This is a genomic window from Olivibacter sp. EAT-5 (assembly GCF_044784325.1).
Lineage (GTDB): Bacteria > Bacteroidota > Bacteroidia > Sphingobacteriales > Sphingobacteriaceae > Olivibacter > Olivibacter oleidegradans.
Genome location: NZ_CP173028.1, coordinates 3,196,301 through 3,213,744, shown reverse-complemented (window position 1 = coordinate 3,213,744; position 17,444 = coordinate 3,196,301). Strand labels below are relative to the sequence as shown.

General features: G+C 40.2%; 17 protein-coding genes. 3 read left to right on the top strand and 14 right to left on the bottom strand.

All coding sequences use genetic code 11. The features are described from left to right. Nucleotides 1-37: 37 nt before the first annotated feature. Nucleotides 38-682, bottom strand: a complete 645-nt coding sequence (locus ACH11B_RS13210) for a hypothetical protein (RefSeq protein ID WP_149105366.1) — start codon at nucleotides 680-682, stop codon at nucleotides 38-40. A gap of 82 nt (nucleotides 683-764) precedes the next feature. Beyond that, nucleotides 765-3,410: a valine--tRNA ligase gene (locus ACH11B_RS13205; RefSeq protein WP_377612285.1), complete on the bottom strand. Its 2,646-nt coding sequence runs from the start codon at nucleotides 3,408-3,410 to the stop codon at nucleotides 765-767. Nucleotides 3,411-4,177: 767 nt separating this feature from the next. On the opposite strand from ACH11B_RS13205, the gene ACH11B_RS13200 reads away from it, so the two are divergent. Next, the gene (locus tag ACH11B_RS13200; RefSeq protein WP_377612287.1) at nucleotides 4,178-5,455 is read left to right on the top strand and encodes a DUF3887 domain-containing protein; all 1,278 of its coding nucleotides are present in this window, start codon (nucleotides 4,178-4,180) and stop codon (nucleotides 5,453-5,455) included. A 71-nt stretch (nucleotides 5,456-5,526) separates the two neighbouring features. Here the strand turns inward: ACH11B_RS13200 and gyrB are convergent, their stop codons facing one another. Then, nucleotides 5,527-7,485: a DNA topoisomerase (ATP-hydrolyzing) subunit B gene (gyrB, locus tag ACH11B_RS13195; protein ID WP_013665735.1), complete on the bottom strand. Its 1,959-nt coding sequence runs from the start codon at nucleotides 7,483-7,485 to the stop codon at nucleotides 5,527-5,529. 298 nt (nucleotides 7,486-7,783) lie between these two features. On the opposite strand from gyrB, the gene ACH11B_RS13190 reads away from it, so the two are divergent. After that, nucleotides 7,784-8,386 carry an OmpH family outer membrane protein gene (locus tag ACH11B_RS13190; RefSeq protein ID WP_130856952.1) on the top strand — a complete coding sequence of 201 codons (603 nt, stop codon included), beginning with the start codon at nucleotides 7,784-7,786 and terminating at the stop codon, nucleotides 8,384-8,386. 39 nt (nucleotides 8,387-8,425) lie between these two features. Here the strand turns inward: ACH11B_RS13190 and ACH11B_RS13185 are convergent, their stop codons facing one another. Then, nucleotides 8,426-8,575, bottom strand: a complete 150-nt coding sequence (locus ACH11B_RS13185) for a 30S ribosomal protein THX (RefSeq protein ID WP_130856950.1) — start codon at nucleotides 8,573-8,575, stop codon at nucleotides 8,426-8,428. Nucleotides 8,576-8,684: 109 nt separating this feature from the next. Then, nucleotides 8,685-9,116 carry an META domain-containing protein gene (locus ACH11B_RS13180; RefSeq protein ID WP_041388196.1) on the bottom strand — a complete coding sequence of 144 codons (432 nt, stop codon included), beginning with the start codon at nucleotides 9,114-9,116 and terminating at the stop codon, nucleotides 8,685-8,687. A 697-nt stretch (nucleotides 9,117-9,813) separates the two neighbouring features. On the opposite strand from ACH11B_RS13180, the gene ACH11B_RS13175 reads away from it, so the two are divergent. Further along, nucleotides 9,814-10,047, top strand: a complete 234-nt coding sequence (locus ACH11B_RS13175) for a hypothetical protein (protein ID WP_013665731.1) — start codon at nucleotides 9,814-9,816, stop codon at nucleotides 10,045-10,047. On the opposite strand, the gene ACH11B_RS13170 is transcribed toward ACH11B_RS13175, so the two are convergent. From ACH11B_RS13170 to ACH11B_RS13130, 9 genes are all read right to left on the bottom strand, one after another. After that, complete coding sequence (locus ACH11B_RS13170) at nucleotides 10,025-10,750, bottom strand: phosphatase PAP2-related protein (RefSeq protein WP_404274029.1); 726 nt, start codon at nucleotides 10,748-10,750, stop codon at nucleotides 10,025-10,027. The two genes, ACH11B_RS13175 and ACH11B_RS13170, sit on opposite strands and share 23 nt — an antisense overlap. 200 nt (nucleotides 10,751-10,950) lie before the next feature. Further along, nucleotides 10,951-11,256 (bottom strand): DUF3817 domain-containing protein, encoded by a 306-nt coding sequence (locus tag ACH11B_RS13165; protein WP_130856946.1) that lies wholly within the window; start codon nucleotides 11,254-11,256, stop codon nucleotides 10,951-10,953. Nucleotide 11,257: 1 nt separating this feature from the next. After that, nucleotides 11,258-11,716 (bottom strand): hypothetical protein, encoded by a 459-nt coding sequence (locus tag ACH11B_RS13160; protein ID WP_013665728.1) that lies wholly within the window; start codon nucleotides 11,714-11,716, stop codon nucleotides 11,258-11,260. A 67-nt stretch (nucleotides 11,717-11,783) separates the two neighbouring features. Continuing rightward, nucleotides 11,784-12,374, bottom strand: coding sequence for a TetR/AcrR family transcriptional regulator (locus tag ACH11B_RS13155; RefSeq protein ID WP_377612289.1), 591 nt, complete (start codon nucleotides 12,372-12,374; stop codon nucleotides 11,784-11,786). A gap of 80 nt (nucleotides 12,375-12,454) precedes the next feature. Then, entirely contained in the window at nucleotides 12,455-13,114 is a 660-nt protein-coding gene (locus ACH11B_RS13150; protein WP_377612291.1) for an NAD(P)H-binding protein, read from the bottom strand. 160 nt (nucleotides 13,115-13,274) lie between these two features. Further along, the gene (locus ACH11B_RS13145) at nucleotides 13,275-14,006 is read right to left on the bottom strand and encodes a DUF481 domain-containing protein (protein WP_377612293.1); all 732 of its coding nucleotides are present in this window, start codon (nucleotides 14,004-14,006) and stop codon (nucleotides 13,275-13,277) included. A gap of 64 nt (nucleotides 14,007-14,070) precedes the next feature. Then, a complete protein-coding gene (locus ACH11B_RS13140) occupies nucleotides 14,071-14,343 on the bottom strand; it encodes a hypothetical protein (protein ID WP_013665724.1) in 273 nt (90 codons plus the stop codon). A gap of 28 nt (nucleotides 14,344-14,371) precedes the next feature. Beyond that, complete coding sequence (locus ACH11B_RS13135; RefSeq protein ID WP_377612295.1) at nucleotides 14,372-15,715, bottom strand: ankyrin repeat domain-containing protein; 1,344 nt, start codon at nucleotides 15,713-15,715, stop codon at nucleotides 14,372-14,374. Nucleotides 15,716-15,723: 8 nt separating this feature from the next. Then, nucleotides 15,724-16,923 (bottom strand): ankyrin repeat domain-containing protein, encoded by a 1,200-nt coding sequence (locus tag ACH11B_RS13130; RefSeq protein WP_377612297.1) that lies wholly within the window; start codon nucleotides 16,921-16,923, stop codon nucleotides 15,724-15,726. Nucleotides 16,924-17,444: the final 521 nt, after the last annotated feature.

Sequence of the window (17,444 nt, the reverse complement as noted above, 5' to 3'; positions counted from 1 at the left end):
CTTAACAAAGATATGTCTATTATATATCGTGATCTATCTATTTGGCAGAAACACTTAATTCTACCACATTAGCATAGATAAAGTTCATGGCCTTATGATTAGATTTGACCGGATTCTCCTTTTTAAATTCATCCAGCAATGTAACTTCCAGGTTATCGGTTCTATCTATATCCAATACACCCCCTAAACAAGGATACTTCTGACCTAAATCACCGTCATTGAAGCTCTCAATATGAGCAAAACCATCCACATTAGCATAAAAGTTAGTAAACGTAACCGGCAAAAAGTTATTTGCTTTTACCATATCTTTTAATGTGGAACCTACTCGAATACCTTCTTCCAATTGATAGGGTCCCATTTCATCCGATACGCTCAATTTCACCGCCTTGGTAAAAGGAGCGGTCGTTTCTGCCCAAAATACTGTTACTTCTTCAGGTGTATCTTTGAATACTTTAGTAACGCTCACTTTCTTACCTTCTACTTCCTTCGTTGTATCAGCCAATTTATCGGCGCCAAATTCCTTTTCAAGATCCGCATGGCTATAGCTTAATTTTACTTTACCTATGCCCTCGCAAGTGATTAAATTCGGGTCCTGATCGGCCGCTTTCTCTTCCTTTTTGGAAGCACCACCGCAAGATGCTAGAACAAAGCCGATAAGTGCTAGACTGAGAATTCTTTTCATGTTAATAACTTTAAGTTTTTATAATTTAATATCCTCACGAAGATAATAAAAGCTTTGAGCTATCGAAAACGGAATAGTAACATTAAAGTGACGCCAAACTTTCTTCTAAAATTTTAATCTTCGCAAGTGCATCTGCTTGCTTATTACGCTCATTCTGCACGATCTCCGGCTTCGCGTTTTGTACAAATCGCTCGTTTGATAGTTTTGCGTTCACCGATTTCAGGAAACCTTGTAAATACGTGATTTCATTTGTTATTCGCTCACGCTCGGCCTTCACATCAATATTTTGAGCTATGCTTACAAAAAACTCATCTTTGCCTGCTATAAATGCTGCCGTCCCCACTTGTTGCTCCAAAACGAAGCTTACGTCGCTGATGTTCGCCAATTTTCTGATACTATCTAAATAGTTTTCGTAAGCAATATCGGTATTCACTTTGATAGCAAGTGGAAGTGTCTCTTTAGGAGAAATTTGTTTCGTGTTTCGCACGTTACGTATTTCAGAAACAACTTGCTGAACCACCTGAAAGTCATTTAGAAGCTCCCGATCGATCTTTGAAGCCTTAGGATAGGCTGCCACAATACAGCAATCCAACGCACTCCGACTTCCAAACAATTCATCGTGCCATAGCTCCTCCGTGATAAATGGCATAAAAGGATGAGCAAGGGCCAATACCTGCTCAAAAAAGTCGATCGTAAAGGTCAATAGATCTTTAGCAATAGGCTGTTGATAAGCCGGCTTTACCAGTTCAAGATACCAGGAGCAGAAATCATCCCATATAAGCTTGTAAATGGTCATGAGCGCATCAGAAAGTCTATAGGCGGCGAAATGCTCCTCTACTTCGATCACAGCTTCACTAAAGCGGCTCTCAAACCATTCCACGGTTTTAAGCTCTGCTTTTGTTGCCGGTTTGTTAACCGTTTCCCAGCCTTTAACTAATCGGAAGGCATTCCAAATCTTGTTGGCAAAATTTCGGCCCTGCTCGCAGTAGGCCACATCAAACATGAGGTCATTGCCTGCAGGAGACGACAACAACATTCCAACACGCACGCCATCCGTACCATATTGATCCATCAACTCAATCGGATCCGGCGAATTCCCCAATGATTTAGACATTTTTCGTCCAAGTTTGTCGCGCACGATACCGGTAAGGTAGACATTTTTAAATGGTGCCTTTCCTCGAAATTCGTGCCCTGCAATCATCATACGCGCTACCCAGAAAAACAATATTTCAGGCGCTGTTACCAAATCATTTGTAGGATAATAATAATTGATATCGGCTCCGTTTGGCTCTTTAAATCCGTCAAAAACGGATATAGGCCATAAGCCTGACGAAAACCAAGTATCTAGCACGTCCTCCTCCTGATAAATACCCTTTGTGCTTTTTCCCAAGCGCTCAAACTCGACTATCGCTTCCTCTTCAGTTTTAGCTACAACCCAATCTTGATTTTCATTGTACCAAGCCGGGATTCGTTGGCCCCACCAGAGTTGCCTCGATATATTCCAATCTTTAACATGCTCCATCCAATGGCGATAGCTATTGATAAATTTGTCAGGAATTAGTTTAACCTCGCCACTAAGCACGTAATCCAGTGCCGGCTTTGCAAGGTGCTCCATCTTACAAAACCATTGCATAGATAGCTTTGGTTCAATAGCTGCATCGGTCCGCTCTGAAAAGCCAACCTGCGACTTATAATCTTCAACCTTTTCCAATTGCCCTGCTTCTTCCAGCATTTTAGCAATTTTTTTACGGGCGATAAAGCGATCCTCTCCTACTAATATCTGCGCTTTTTCATTTAGCGTTCCATCGTCATTTAAGATGTCGACAACCTCTAATTTATGCTTCTGGCCCAGTTCATAGTCGTTCAGATCATGTGCCGGCGTTACTTTTAAACAACCTGTACCAAATTCCATCTCAACATACTCATCCTCAATGATGGGTATTTCCCTGTTTATTATAGGAACCAGTACTTTCTTTCCTTTTAAATGCTGATAGCGTTCGTCATTCGGATTGATACAAACGGCCGTGTCAGCCATAATCGTTTCCGGCCGGGTTGTTGCGATGGTGATGTACCATCGTTGTTGGTTATTCGTTGTTCGTTCTTCGTTGGTGTCTACAACTTGATACCTGATATAATACAGCTTCTGGTTTACTTCTTTGCGAATTACTTCTTCATCTGAGACAGCGGTTTTACCCTGTGGATCCCAGTTAATCATGCGGATACCTCGGTAGATATACCCCTTCTTATAAAGGTGAATAAATGTATCAATTACCGCATCGCTCAAGTCGGGTTCCATAGTGAAGCGCGTCCGGTCCCAATCGCACGAGGCTCCCAGCTTTCGCAATTGATCGAGAATAATTCCGCCGTATTTTTCCTTCCATTCCCAAGCGTATTTCAAGAATTCTTCACGTGTGATATCGCTTTTATTGATTCCGCGCTCTTTAAGCATAGCGACTACCTTTGCCTCGGTTGCGATAGACGCATGATCGGTACCGGGCACCCAACAGGCATTTTTACCTTGCATCCGGGCACGGCGAATTAATACATCCTGAATCGTATTATTTAGCATATGTCCCATGTGCAATACGCCCGTGACGTTAGGAGGAGGCATGACAATCGTATAGGGTTCTCTACCATCCGGTATAGAACGGAAAAACTTCTTTTCCAGCCAATAGGCATACCATTTATCTTCGGTTTCTTTGGGGTTGTATGTCTTCGCTATGCTCATGGTATAAATAACATTTAGTATACTATTGTATACATATAAAGAGGTGCAAACCTACTATAAAATTCGCTTATTTGGAAATGGAGATCGGCTTTCAGCAATGAGCTATTTTCGCTAGCAAGTACCATATAATTTTTATAACTGTCGGATATAACTCCTAAAAGCAACAGGTGTTTGCTTTTAGAAAAGGAAGGATTTTTTAGTCAGTTTTTTTATAAAATATTTGTTCTTTTCTCTTTGAAAGAAAAGAACCAAAAGTTCAAGGCTGCACATCCTTCGCTAAAGATTTAGGTCCATCGCTCAAATCATGTGGAGCCGCTCCTCCCTCCAAGCCACGCTTCACTTTTTCACATGATTTTTTTGCCTTGGCTATCCTAAATCTTTTTAACGCTCACGCTGTGAGGCCGTTCTTCCCAACCCCTTGCAAAACCGTCCCGAAGTACTTACATGGCCTTGGAGGATACCGACGCAACGAGCAGCAAAGCATTTGCTCCTCTGCTCATATTGTAGTATCCAAGCGGATTGAGGAAGTGAAACGGCTCCAATACGCGCCAGTGATGCTTTGCCATCAGGTGCAAGGTAGTCTACAAAGCCTTGATGTTTGCCTCTCTTTGCATCAAGGTAAAGAGAGATCAAATTAATATAAACACCTTCATCTGTATGTTAAAGGCGAAACCGACCAAAGGGAGTTCACTGAAGGTAATCCCTATTTTAGGGAGAAAAGCCGATAGTCGTATAATTTTTATATCTTAAGGAAAATTTTTCATTTTATGCGTTACCTTTTTATTCTCTTTACCTTATTATTCTTGAGCATTTATAGCGGAAAAGCGCAAAACACAAACGGCAATAAGGCGGCAAAATTCATCTCGCTCATGGTTGATTCCAATTACAAGGAAGCACTTGATCTTACTTCAGCTGATTTTAAAGCGAAGGTTAACCCAGCGACATTATCAAAGATATGGAAGGGTATTAACCAGCAATTTGGTGCTTTTGAGCAGGTAGAACCACTCGATAGCATTACTAACAATAACAACTCGTTGATACTGCAAGCCACTTTTAAAGATTATATTGTTCCCTTAACATTCCATTTTAACACGAGCGGAGATATTTCGGCATTTTTAATGCAACAACAACCCAAAATCAGGGCCAACACCAATAGGAGTCCGGCTAATTTCCCCGAAGAGGCGTTAAAAATCAAAGTAAATGGAGGTATTATCAGCGGAACTCTTATGACTCCAAAAAATCCGCAAGCGGGTACTCCCGTCGCTTTAATCATTGCGGGTAGCGGTCCTACGGATCGCAATGGCAACAACCTTTATGGCGTGAAAGCCAACAGTTACTTATTATTAGCGGAAGCGTTAGCGGATAACGGCATCGCCAGTTTCCGATACGATAAGCGTTTGATCGGCGAAAGTGTAAACTTTCAGACAAGCCAAAATAACTTGGTGTTTAACGACTTTGTAGATGACGCGGTGATTCTTGGAACATTTCTCAAAAATCAAAAAAAATTTCAAAAGCTGTTTATTATTGGTCATAGCGAAGGTTCAAACATCGGCATTATTGCATCTGAGCAGCTGAATCCGGACGCCGTTGTTTCTTTATGCGGCCCGGGAGAAAATCTTGCTACTGTGTTAGAAAATCAATTATTAACACAACCTTCCTTAGTTAAAGAAGCTACGTCAATTATCAACCTGCTGAAACAGGGAAAAATGACAAATAATGTTCCGGCCGAGCTCAATAGTTTATTTGCCCCGGCTATACAACCCTTCCTTATTTCGTCTTTCAAAATCAATCCCGAAGAAGAAATCACGAAGTTAAAAATACCAATCCTGATTGTGGGAGGCACTACGGATTTGCAAGTACCGACCAGCCACGCCGAAAAGTTAAAAGCAGCGAATCCCAAAGCCACGCTCTTACTTATAAAAAACATGAACCATACACTAAAAACAGCACCTGCAAATAAAGAAGCTAACTTGAAGACTTATTCAAATCCAAATCTCCCGTTAAACAGCGATTTAGTAATAGGCTTGGTTAATTTCCTTCGATGAGGGAGAAGGTAGAAAGGTATAAGGTTTAAGGAAAGCCTTACACCCTATACCCTATCACCTTATGCCCTTTATTACACGTCTATCTTCGCATATTTAGCGTTACGCTCAATAAACTCCCGGCGAGGTGCCACTTCATCGCCCATTAACATGGAAAAGACACGGTCGCACTCCGCCGCATTTTCTATACTTACTTGACGTAAGGTGCGGGTTTCGGGGTTCATGGTAGTATCCCACAACTGCTCTGCGTTCATCTCTCCCAAACCTTTATACCGCTGAACATGTACGCTATCCTCTTTACCGGCACCTTTCAACCGTTGAATAGCTGCCAGTCGTTGATTTTCATTCCAAGCGTACTCATGTTCTTTACCTTTTTTTACTAAGTACAACGGAGGAGTAGCAATATAGACGTAACCTCGCTCTATTAATTCCTTCATATAACGGAAATAGAAGGTCAAGATCAACGTTGTAATATGCGAACCGTCCACATCGGCATCCGTCATAATAATGATTCGATGATAACGAAGTTTTTCCAGATTCAGCGCCTTCGCATCTTCAGGAGTACCGATACTCACCCCTAGGGCGGTAAACATATTCTTAATTTCCTCGTTCTCGTAGATTTTATGCTCCATCGCTTTTTCTACGTTGAGGATTTTACCACGCAAAGGCAGGATTGCCTGAAATTCCCGGTTTCTCCCCTGTTTTGCGGTTCCTCCCGCCGAGTCTCCCTCTACGAGGTATATTTCACATTTAGCAGGATCATTGTTTGCACAATCGGCCAACTTACCCGGCAAACCGCTACCTCCCATTACCGTTTTGCGCTGCACCATATCACGGGCTTTGCGTGCAGCAGCGCGAGCTTGAGCCGCGATGATAACCTTCTGTACAATTGCCTTTGCTTCGCGTGGATTTTCTTCCAGGTAAGTACCCAAAATCTCGCCTACAGCGACATCTACGGCGCCCATTACTTCGTTGTTCCCGAGTTTGGTTTTTGTTTGTCCTTCAAACTGCGGCTCAGCGACCTTTACAGAAATAACAGCCGTTAAGCCTTCTCGAAAATCATCACCTGTAATTTCTACCTTTAGGTTCTTTAACAGGCCCGATTTATCTGCATAAGCTTTCAAAGTACGGGTTAAGCCTCTCCTAAATCCGGCAACATGAGTACCCCCTTCAATGGTATTGATATTGTTCACGTAGGAGTGCACGTTTTCGGAATAGGTATCATTATATTGCAAAGCTAACTCTACCGGTATACCCTGTTTTATTCCTTCCACATGAATGGGGTCAGGAATTAGAGGCTGACGGTTACCATCCAAAAATTTAACAAACTCGCTTAGGCCACCTTCAGAATAAAACTCTTCATGACGTAATGCTCCATCTTCTTGCTCCTCGCGTTCGTCAAGTAGGGTAAGTCTGATTCCTTTGTTTAAATAAGCCAACTCACGCAATCTACCGGCAAGCGTATCATAGCTATACGTGGTAGTCATGGTAAAAATACTTGGATCCGGATGGAAAGTAACATTCGTTCCGGTACGATCGGTTTCACCAATTACTTTTACATCATACAGAGGTTTTCCCTGCGCATACTCTTGTTTAAATATTTTACCTTCCCGATGTACTTCAGCTATCAACAAGGTAGAGAGTGCATTCACACAGGAAACACCAACACCATGTAAACCACCGGAAACCTTATAGGTGTCCTTATCGAACTTACCACCGGCATGGAGCATAGTCATGACCATTTCCAAGGCTGATTTGTTCTCTTTTTTATTGATTCCGGTTGGGATACCCCGTCCGTTATCCTCCACTGTTATGGAGTTATCTTTATGAATGATTACATGAATGTCTGTACAGTAACCGGCTAGCGCTTCATCAATGGAGTTATCAACTACTTCATACACCAAGTGGTGCAAACCTTTCACGCCAACGTCTCCGATATACATTGACGGTCTTTTTCTTACGGCTTCTAAGCCCTCTAATACCTGTATATTATCTGCGGAATAGTTGGATTTGTTTTTGTTTTCTTCGCTCATGTATAGTTTAGTTCCAAAAACACAAAAATACGAAATTTTACCGACTTTGAGTAATTTACTCCTTATATAATAGCTATTTAATGTTCTTTTTTTCTAGATAAAAAAACACAGAGAATAGGATTGGAACGCCTACAATTCCTTTCCTATCCAGTCAATTTTTTGCTGACATACACCTCATAAAATCGGTTTCTCAATATGCATGATTCCCTGGCGCATTTAAAAAAAAATTGCTTAGTATATGATTTTTATGTTAGGTTTGCGTTTTGATTGCATGGAAATTAAACAATAAAGACATAAGATGAACAAACCATTCGCTTCTATAGCAAAAATTTCATTAGGCTTGATGCTGGCTGTGGCGGCAGTATCATGTAATAACAATGCAAATAAACCGGCGGCTAAGTCCGGCAAAGACAGCACTGCTGCCGCAGCCACTGAAGGACAGATCGTATATGTAAACTCTGATTCGCTATTAGCCAATTATGAGTACTTTAAAGATATGCAAGCCAAGCTTCAGGAAAAAGCAAAAAAGACACAGAGCGAGCTACAAGCGAAAGGCAATGCTTTTCAACGTGAAGTGGCTGAGTACCAAAAAAACGCTGCTACCATGAGTGCAGAACAGCGCCAAAGTACAGAAGAACGTTTGGCACGTAAGCAGGAAGAGCTCGGCAAATTCAACCAGAATGCGAATCAGTCATTTGCCAATGATGAAGCCCAAGAACAAGAAAAGTTATACAACAAGGTAGCCGATTACCTTAAATCGCATGCGAAAGAGAAAGGCTATAAATTTGTATTAACTTATGCCAAAGGAAACCCAGGTGTACTGTTCGCAGATGAGAGCCTTGAAATCACCAAAGAAGTGGTAGACGGCTTAAATGCTGCTTATAAAAAGGAAAAGAAATAATTAACGTTTAAATAGGTTATAAGGAAGGGTTGATGAATATCAACCCTTTTTATTTTTAGCACTTACTGTGGCCTTTTCTTCTACAACCGCCGTTGCTGCTGCGATTTTTTTTTGCTTATGAGGTCTCGTTTTTCCGAATGAACCCATCGTGATCTTCCCTCTTTTGGTTTTTTTATCTCCTTTTCCCATACTGAATCGTTTATTTTTTTAATAAAAACTTAGTTAATAAAAGTGATAGTCCAAAGTACAAAATTTCAGGGTAAGAAACAAACCTTTAACAGAGGTCCGATTTCAGCATTTAGTCAATCCGCCTGAACCGCATCATAGCAATATCTCCCATAATAAAATGAAGCGTTTTACCTTCATCGGTAATATCATAACGATTTACCTTTTCGAGCGTACTGATGAAGGTCGGCTCTCCCTGCCCTTCGCAAAACATTTTCGTCATTCCTAAACCTTCTTTAAAGCTTATATTATGACCATCACGATTCAGTTTTCCGAAAAAGTTATTGCAACTGGTATTGCCACTCACGCGGTTACTGTCTACTTCAATTTTTATAAAGGGTTTTTTATTGGGATACAAGCCTTCAAATGCAATGCGAGGACCGCTGATATAGTCCAATTCCCATGTTCCGTTCAATGCATCTTTTTTGGACGTCATCCCCTTTTTCGCTGTACAGGCAGCAACGACGATGGTTAACATCGTGATTAGTATAAAAACTTTTCTCATATAATCATTATTTACAACCGATAAGACTATTTTCAGCACAACAGGTTTAACTATAAAAAGTTTTTTCAACATATGATCCAATCGAGCGTAACAATAAAAAGAACGTTTATTTTATACATCCCACTTGCTGCGCCCATTGGGGCAAGGTGCTTTGGCTTGTCTATTCCGTTGCAACCCGTGGTCAGATGCCCATCCGTGAATCGGAGCCACCCTCTTGCGCAATGGCGTGCCCTTCGTTCGTCGATTCACTGATTACCGTCTGCTTCGCATAATAATGGTGAGGGGCATCTTTGACTGCCGGTTGCTGCCTCCATAGACTAGGCCATTATCGTCCTTTGGAACGATTTTGCAACGGGCTATAGCGCAGGGCATAACGGCCTTCCAGGGTGAGCGTAAAGAAAATTCGGTTAGCAGGGCGTGCTAAAGTGTTATGCGAAAAAGCGAAGGGAAGGAGTTGTGAATAGGGGCGGCTCCGCAGAACAGAGGGATAGGAACCGAATTTTTAGTGAGCACTGGATAGCCTTGATTGTTTGGTTCTTTATGATCAAGCATAAAGAACATATATTAAAAAAGTTGAATAAAATAAACGTTCTTTTAAAATGAGCATTACTCCATGTAAAGTGCAATAAGTCTAACCCATACCACCTATTTCATTTACTGTAATAGAAATTCCTTAACTTTGTAACAAAAGATGACTATGCAAACGAAAGAGCCTTTTGATATTACTCTCAATGAGATTGATTATGCGATCTTCCCGGAAGAAGAGGACATCTATACCGTTTATAAAGATGGTGTCGAATATATGAAAATCATGAAAGACACGGAGAATAGCTGGATTAAATTGGATTCGGAAACCGAGCTACCTCGTTTTGAAGCGGACGATGAAATTAACGCTATTGGAAGAGAAATTATAGCTTACGAAGCTCAGTAGTCACCACACGCACACCCACTTTTTCTTTTGCTAAAGCTAAATGGGCTGCCTTATACCATCCGCTTAATGCGATTTCGCGTCCCAACCAAAAACAACACCAGGTAAATAAAGGAGCCGCCAGCACATCGATACTGTAATGCACATGCTGAATCAGCACCATGCTTCCGACCAATAGCGTGGCTATTAAAGCCAATAGCTTATCCACTCGATTTGGTAAACATAAAAAGATAAGAAACATCGTGGAGGTGTGACCGGAGAAAAAAAGATCTTTGGTAATAAAACCGGCCTTTCCATAGGCAATATTGCTTAACGGATCCACTAGAGGAATTAATCCGGTGGGAGGGTCTAATGCGACCAACGAAATGGTCAGCATCCGCATAAATACAACCAGCAAGAAGCCATATAATGCGGTAATCATAATGGCAGGGCTAGAAAAACACCGATACAAAAGCAACGCTGCCATCCCCCATATACATACAAATATGGGCGTTGATAAATCCATGGTAGGTAAGAGGTTCAGCAACGGATCATATAAAGGCACTCCATCTCTCAGCTCGATATGATCAAAGAATTGGGGCAGCACAAATAAAAGTACAATAAACAAAAGATGGCCAGCGATCAGCCAGCTTTTAAAAGCCCAACTTTGCATCGCCTGTTTCCAGGTAATGGTTGCCGGGTATTCCATTTGAATTAAAGGTTGCATCTCCTCTCAAAAAAACATTTGCAAATTTGGCTTAACATTTTGATAATATGAAATTAATTTTTTCTAATCTATATTTTTTATGCTCAGACGAATAAAGAACAGATTAAATGTAAGCTTCTTTGTAACGTAAAAGTGAGATAAAGCGCTACTATTTCGTATTGCTGTCACCGTTTTTTAACAACAATGACACATTTACTTTTTTAATCTAATTTCCGAAGAATCTTTCGATCGATATAGAACGTCCCAAAGGGCACGATACAAGCCAGTAGAACCTGCCATGTGGTGGTTCTAAATTTCCATTTTTGCTCTATTCCTACACTAAGCGCATTAAAAACAAATAGCAAAAAAAGCGCACCATGAATAGGGCCCATTAATTTAGTTAAAGAAGGGTTATCGAAATAGTATTTCATCGGTACCGCGACAAAAACGAGTATTAATAACGATATTCCCTCGGCTACACCTATCAGACGGAGCGTAGCAACTTTTGATTGTTTCAAGTGTATCATATTATCTAAAATAAGGTCTGCTAGATAAAGGTGAAAATGGCCATGGAATGGCTATAAAAATAATAAACAAGGCTATTGAAAACCATATCAGCATGGTCCTAAACTTTTCTCCATCTTCCGATTTACGCTTAGCTAAAGAAGAGCCAACAGTAAGGACAACCACCGCGCTAAACATCAAGAAGGCATGGAACAGGGCAAAAAATGCTACGTCCCAATTCGACGAGGTCTCCTCGGTTTCCTTCCAGAAATATTTTATAATAGGGCTTTTGGTATAAAGGATAATTCCAAGCACCAGTTGTATGTGTGCAATGGTGGCCGTCCAATGCCTAATTGCATTATCCGTTTTTGAAAAGGGCTTAAGCTGATTAACACCTAGATAGGCACGAACAATAGCGACGACTAGGCTGACTAGCACCAACCACCTGAAAAGAGAATGAAGAAAAATAAGTGTAACGTACATCGTTTTTTAATTAACGAAGCAAAGATATAACAAAACATACTACTCAGTATGTTTTTAGATAAAAAAATTATCTCAGCGAGTTCAAGTAATTCTTAAGTTCCTTTAAATAAGGAACATATACCGATCGATTGTTTTCAAGTTTGCCGAAATTACGGATACCCCAATAACCCGACATAACAAAAAAAGTAACCTGTTTTGCGTCCACGTTCTGTCGTATACGTCCGTCTTTCTTTCCTTTTTCGATCGTTGCGATTAAAGACTTATTCCATTGATTGACGAGTTCGTCAAGTGCTTTCGCAAAACGCTCATTCCAAGGGGCCATTTCTTGCGTTAGATTAGCGGCAGGGCAACCATATTCTACTTTTAGAAATTCGTTTTCCATCAATAGGTGGTACATCATATTATATATGCGTTCTATAGGGTCCTGATCGTTTTTTAAAGGATCAATGAAATTTTTGGCAAAATTAGGTTTAAGAATTTCATTGATAATGGCCAGTCCCATTTCATCTTTATTCTTGAAATGGTAATAGAAGGCTCCTTTCGTTACTTTTGTTGTTGCAAGAATATCATCAATGCTCGTTGTTTGATATCCCTTCGTGTATATGAGTTCAAAGGCTTTTCGTAGAATACTGAATCGAGTTGCTTCCGCCTTTTTCATGCCGGTTTCTTTTGCACAAAGGAAAAAAATTTATTGATAGCAACAAAATGTGAGCTCTTTTCACAAGCAGCGAATTCGGCTCATTTTAAAAGATCCTGCATTTCTCGCCAATGATAAATTTTTACTTTTTCCTTTTGATTTTGTGCAGCCTTTATCATGGCATTAGCCACACGCTCTCCGGCAATACCTCGATATTTTTCAAGCCCCTTCCCTATTAACAGCGGTCCAATAAACCACCATATGGCCATAAAAAATTTTTCCAATGGCCTATTCTCGTCCCGATTTCCCATTAACATGGAAGGTCTGAAAATATGTGTATGATCGAACCCTTGTGCTATGAGATCCCTTTCCACTTCCCCCTTCGTCCTTAAATAAAACACACCGGAGCTAGGATTCGCACCGACGGCCGTCACTAAAAAAACGGCTGTTGCACCTTGTTCTTTGGCTATTTTTGCAGCCAGCACCGGATAGTCGTGGTCTATCTCGTAATATGCCCTTTGATCAGGTGTTTTATTTTTCGTAGTTCCCAAGGTTATATAAACTTCATCGGCTTTAATATCTTCTTTCAGACTAGGTAAGCTATGATAGTCGCCTATTAACAGTTTCAACTTAGGATGATGAATAGTCAATTTTCTCCGAACAACAACCGTTACGACTTCATAATCTGTACTATTGAGTAATTCCTTTAAAAGATACGAGCCTATGAGGCCGGTGGCACCAAATACAACTGCTTTCTTCATCAGCGTAAAATAATTAATGAATTAGACTTATGCTTCCCTGCCATATTAGTGGAAGGTTTCATTCGCAAGACAAATTACTTCTTTTACAGAAGTAATAACGTGCCAAAAAAGTTTTCATTATCGTCGTTTTTGTGAAGTAGCTCGGGCAACTACCGAAAGCTTAAAAATACTTTTCAAAAGCAACTCCATAGGTAAATAATAGGTTTTCTCGATCTGTACGATTAATACGGTTATATACCAAAGAGCCTTTTAAACTAAGCCATTTATTTAGTTTAAATGCAATATCGTTGTTTAATTTAATATTAAAGTCTGCCGCATCGGTGAGCGAAGGTTGGTAGAAATTACTGCCCTGAATAATGATAAGCTCTTTAAAGACAAATTTGTAAAGGAGTCTAAAAGAGTTTCGTACCGTTTGATAATCTATAGGTAACTCATTTTCAAGAATACTGCTTGCGTCATAGAGAAAGCCGTCGCTTATGTTAAGAAAAACTTCGTTTTTGTCAATCAGGTTATAAGCAACGCCGGCTCCCGCCAATAGTTGGTTTCTAATCTTTAAAGAAAAGCTCGTATTGTAATTCACTAAACCCCAATAGAAAAACCGAAGATCTTTCCGATAAATATTAAAATCAAGTGAGCTTGAAAAATCGTTATTTGACTGGCTCCCATCCTGGCGTCCATAGAGCCAGTTATTGTTGAAATTTAGTTTAATCCGCTCTTTTGCGATGGAAAAACGGAGTGCGTTGTTCAATAGAAATGCGCTTTTGTCATTTGTTTTATTAATCGAATTCGTGGACGAGAACTGGACGTAATAATTTGTGCTATCCTGCGTCTGACCGTGTGCGAGGCTAATGAAAACAACAAAGAGAACAGAAAACCATAGCTGTTTGACCATTACTAGACAAACTTAGCCAAATTGACAATAAAACACAAGCTAACCTATTGCTTGGTAAACTCACTTACAAAAGACCTTTTCCGAGTAAAAACCCAAACGCAACAGTGATCCAAACGATTCCCCAAACAAATAAAGGAATAAAATATAAATCGTGCTTTCTACCTTTACGTTTAAGATAAAGCCCCAAGGGAACGATTATAATACCGGAAACTAACAAACTGTAAAGAAACCCACGTAAAGTCGAATTTCCTGCTTCGCCAAAAAGCGATATGCCAATCATTATACATACAATGGGTATTAAAATGGCTAAGATTCCCCAACCTCGATAAATCAACATAGTTATCTTATTTTATATTTCAACAAGTTCAGGATTGTAGAATTTTATTTTTCTCGGCATCAAATTCCTCTTGATTGATTATACCTGCATCTAATAAATCCTTCAAATCAAAAAGTGCCTGTTTCTTTTGTGCCATATCCATACCCGCCTGTACGGCTACCTTTGGCATTTCTGCCTGCATCGGCCCGTCAACTATATCATTTGATTGAGCACCAAAATCGATTAATAGGGCGGTTATCTCGTTGAAACCTTGCATATTAGCATAATCGATAGGCTTTTGCTCCAACGCGTTGGCTAAATCTGTGGTTGCGCCATGCGTTAACAAAAACCGGACAACATCTTTCTTACCATAAGCCGCTGCATAATGCAACGCGGTATTGCCTGCGGCGTCTTGCTTATCAATCGCTGCTCCCGCCTCTAACAGTTGTTTTACTAAAGAAAGATAACCGGATTTCGCGGCCGTCTGTAACAAAGTCTCGCCTGCATAATGCGGTTCAAAGCCTAATATAAAAGTACGCGTACCGGTTCGCGCAATCAATTTCCGAATATAATCCCCGTCTCGGCCATCGAAAGAATCGACCGGCCTTGCATAATCGGGAGACAATCCTTTAGATAGAAATAGCGCCAATAGCTCCTTTTGATTATTGCCACACACGTACCACACCGGTGATATACCTTCGGCCGATTCAGCAAAAATATCAGCACCCTGTTCTACTAAACGTTGCGCAATTAAACGGTTACCTAATTTGGTTGCTAAAAGCAGTGGACCTTCACTATGATCATTCAATATATTGACAGCCGCTCCATTGTCTAAAAGCTTATTAACGATCGGTACCGAGTTCTGTTCAACAGCCAAATTTAACGCCGTATTTCCCTGCTTATCACTCACATTTGCTTCAGCTCCATTATCTAATAGTAATTGCACCATCGGCGGGTACTTATATTGCACAGCAATCAATAAAGGTGATTCCGCCTCATTGTTTAAAGCGTTAATATCGAGTCCGTCAGCGATCAATTTTTCGGCCACCTCCTGTTGTCCGGTTCTTGCGGCAATATGCAATAAACTGTTACCCAGAAAGTCGTTTATTCGTATATCAGCTCCCTGGTTCATTAAAAACAAGGCCGTTTGTTTCTGTTTTTGCAACAAGGCAAAGTACAGGGGCGTTTCTCCCTGATGGTCTTCATAATTCAGATCCGCACCTGATTCAACTAATTGCTTCACTAGATCCAAATAACCGCGATGCGCCGCATAATGTAATGCTGTACGGCCTTTTTCGTCAGTATAACCCACATCAACTTGTTGTTTTTCCAAAAGGATTTCAGCAATCTTCCTTTTACCTCCTTCACAGGCAATGATAAATGATTGAGACATAATACAACTTATTCTTGTGCTAATAATAATTCTACTGTTTTTGATTTCAGATTGTCACCCATCGCATAATCTATCGCTTTTTTATCGGCTATATTTTCTAATTTGGCATCTACACCTTGTTGTAATAGAAATTTCACCTTTCGGTACAGTTCTTTTGCCTTTGGTTCATCATAGTTCAAATCAATCATGCATACCTTATGCAATAACGTGTTGCCTTCATTATCGCGATAGTCGAGATCGAGAGCACCTCTGTGTACCAAGCGCTCCAGTAAGTTGTATGACTTCTCTAAAGCCCAGTCAATTCCTGTTTTTGGCCGATGGTAATAGTCCGACGGCTCCTTAAGGTAACCTCCATGATCTAATAACATATCCAATATTTTATAATTATCATCATTCTCATATACCATGGCGCGCAAAAAACCATTTAAGAGATTCTCTTTTTGTTTGGTTAAAGCATAAAAATCCGGGGTCTGATAATGTAAAAACAACTCCATTATTTTTGCGTCGAATTGTAAAACAGCGGCATGAAAAAAGGCGCTCTCTCCCTGCTTATTTTCAACATTGGGGTCGGCACCGGCTTCCAACAACGCTTTTATCACCTCTATATTCCGCAAACGAACAGCAACATGAAGGGGTGTATTCCCCTCAACATTGGCAGCATTTATATCTAGGCCTTCTGCTATCAACCATGTTACAAGCTCACTTCGATAGGCTTCGGGTTTCATCCCGTAATTACATATCTTGTAAAGAAGCGTTTGGTCGTATTTATCTTTCCGATGAATGTCTGCCCCTTGATCCACTAATATTTTCAATAAGGAGACGGGCGCATTCACCTCAATCGCATAGTTGAGTAAAGTAATCCCCCCTACTTCTTCGTCAATTTCATCGATCCGGGTGGCAAAAGTTTCAAACCAAGCTAAATAACCAGCTAAGTCCTGCAATTGCAGACTATCGATGCGTAAGAATGTGTTAATAATACTATTGTCAAATTTGTCGTATAGATAAAGATCCGTTTCGATCAAACCTTTCCGAATAAAAAGGTCGATTATTTCGTATTGACTCGATTTAATCAACTGAGTGACGGCAGATCCAAGTGCATAATCTTGAAAATCTTTAGCACTTGTAGCCTGTTCGGTTATCGCCTTGAGTTGTTCCGAATCTTTAGCCCTTGCGGCGGATTCTATTGCTCTTAATTCGTCGTTTGTCATATTTCTAATGGGATGTGAACAAAACTAGCGAATTTGCCACTATCGGCTGCCCCTGAAATCAGCTATTTTTTGAAGAGCCGGATAGGGCGTGTTTTCTGTCTACACAGCAAACTTGAAGCTTAAGTTAGGTGGGCACGAGCTGCTAAACTTCTATTTTATTTCACAAAAGTATGTTTCATTTTATATTTGGTATAAATAAGAACCCATCGAAAACTTTTTTTTTGAAATACTATTGCTTTCTTAAAAATATTATCTATATTCACAGAAATGTTACAATTATGAGAGACTAAATTCAATTAAAGTCAGACTAATACAAACACAAGAACAATACAAGCAACCGATCAATACATTTTATTGATAGCAACAGAGAACAGAATTTAAGCCATCAACCAGCTTAATCCCTCGTTTATTAAACATTATTGTGCAATAGATCCTTAGAGGTTTTCTGTTATTCTCAATAACTTAATCGTGTAATCGATCGTAAAGCACTTACCCTATCAATTTATTTACGGACTCGATGC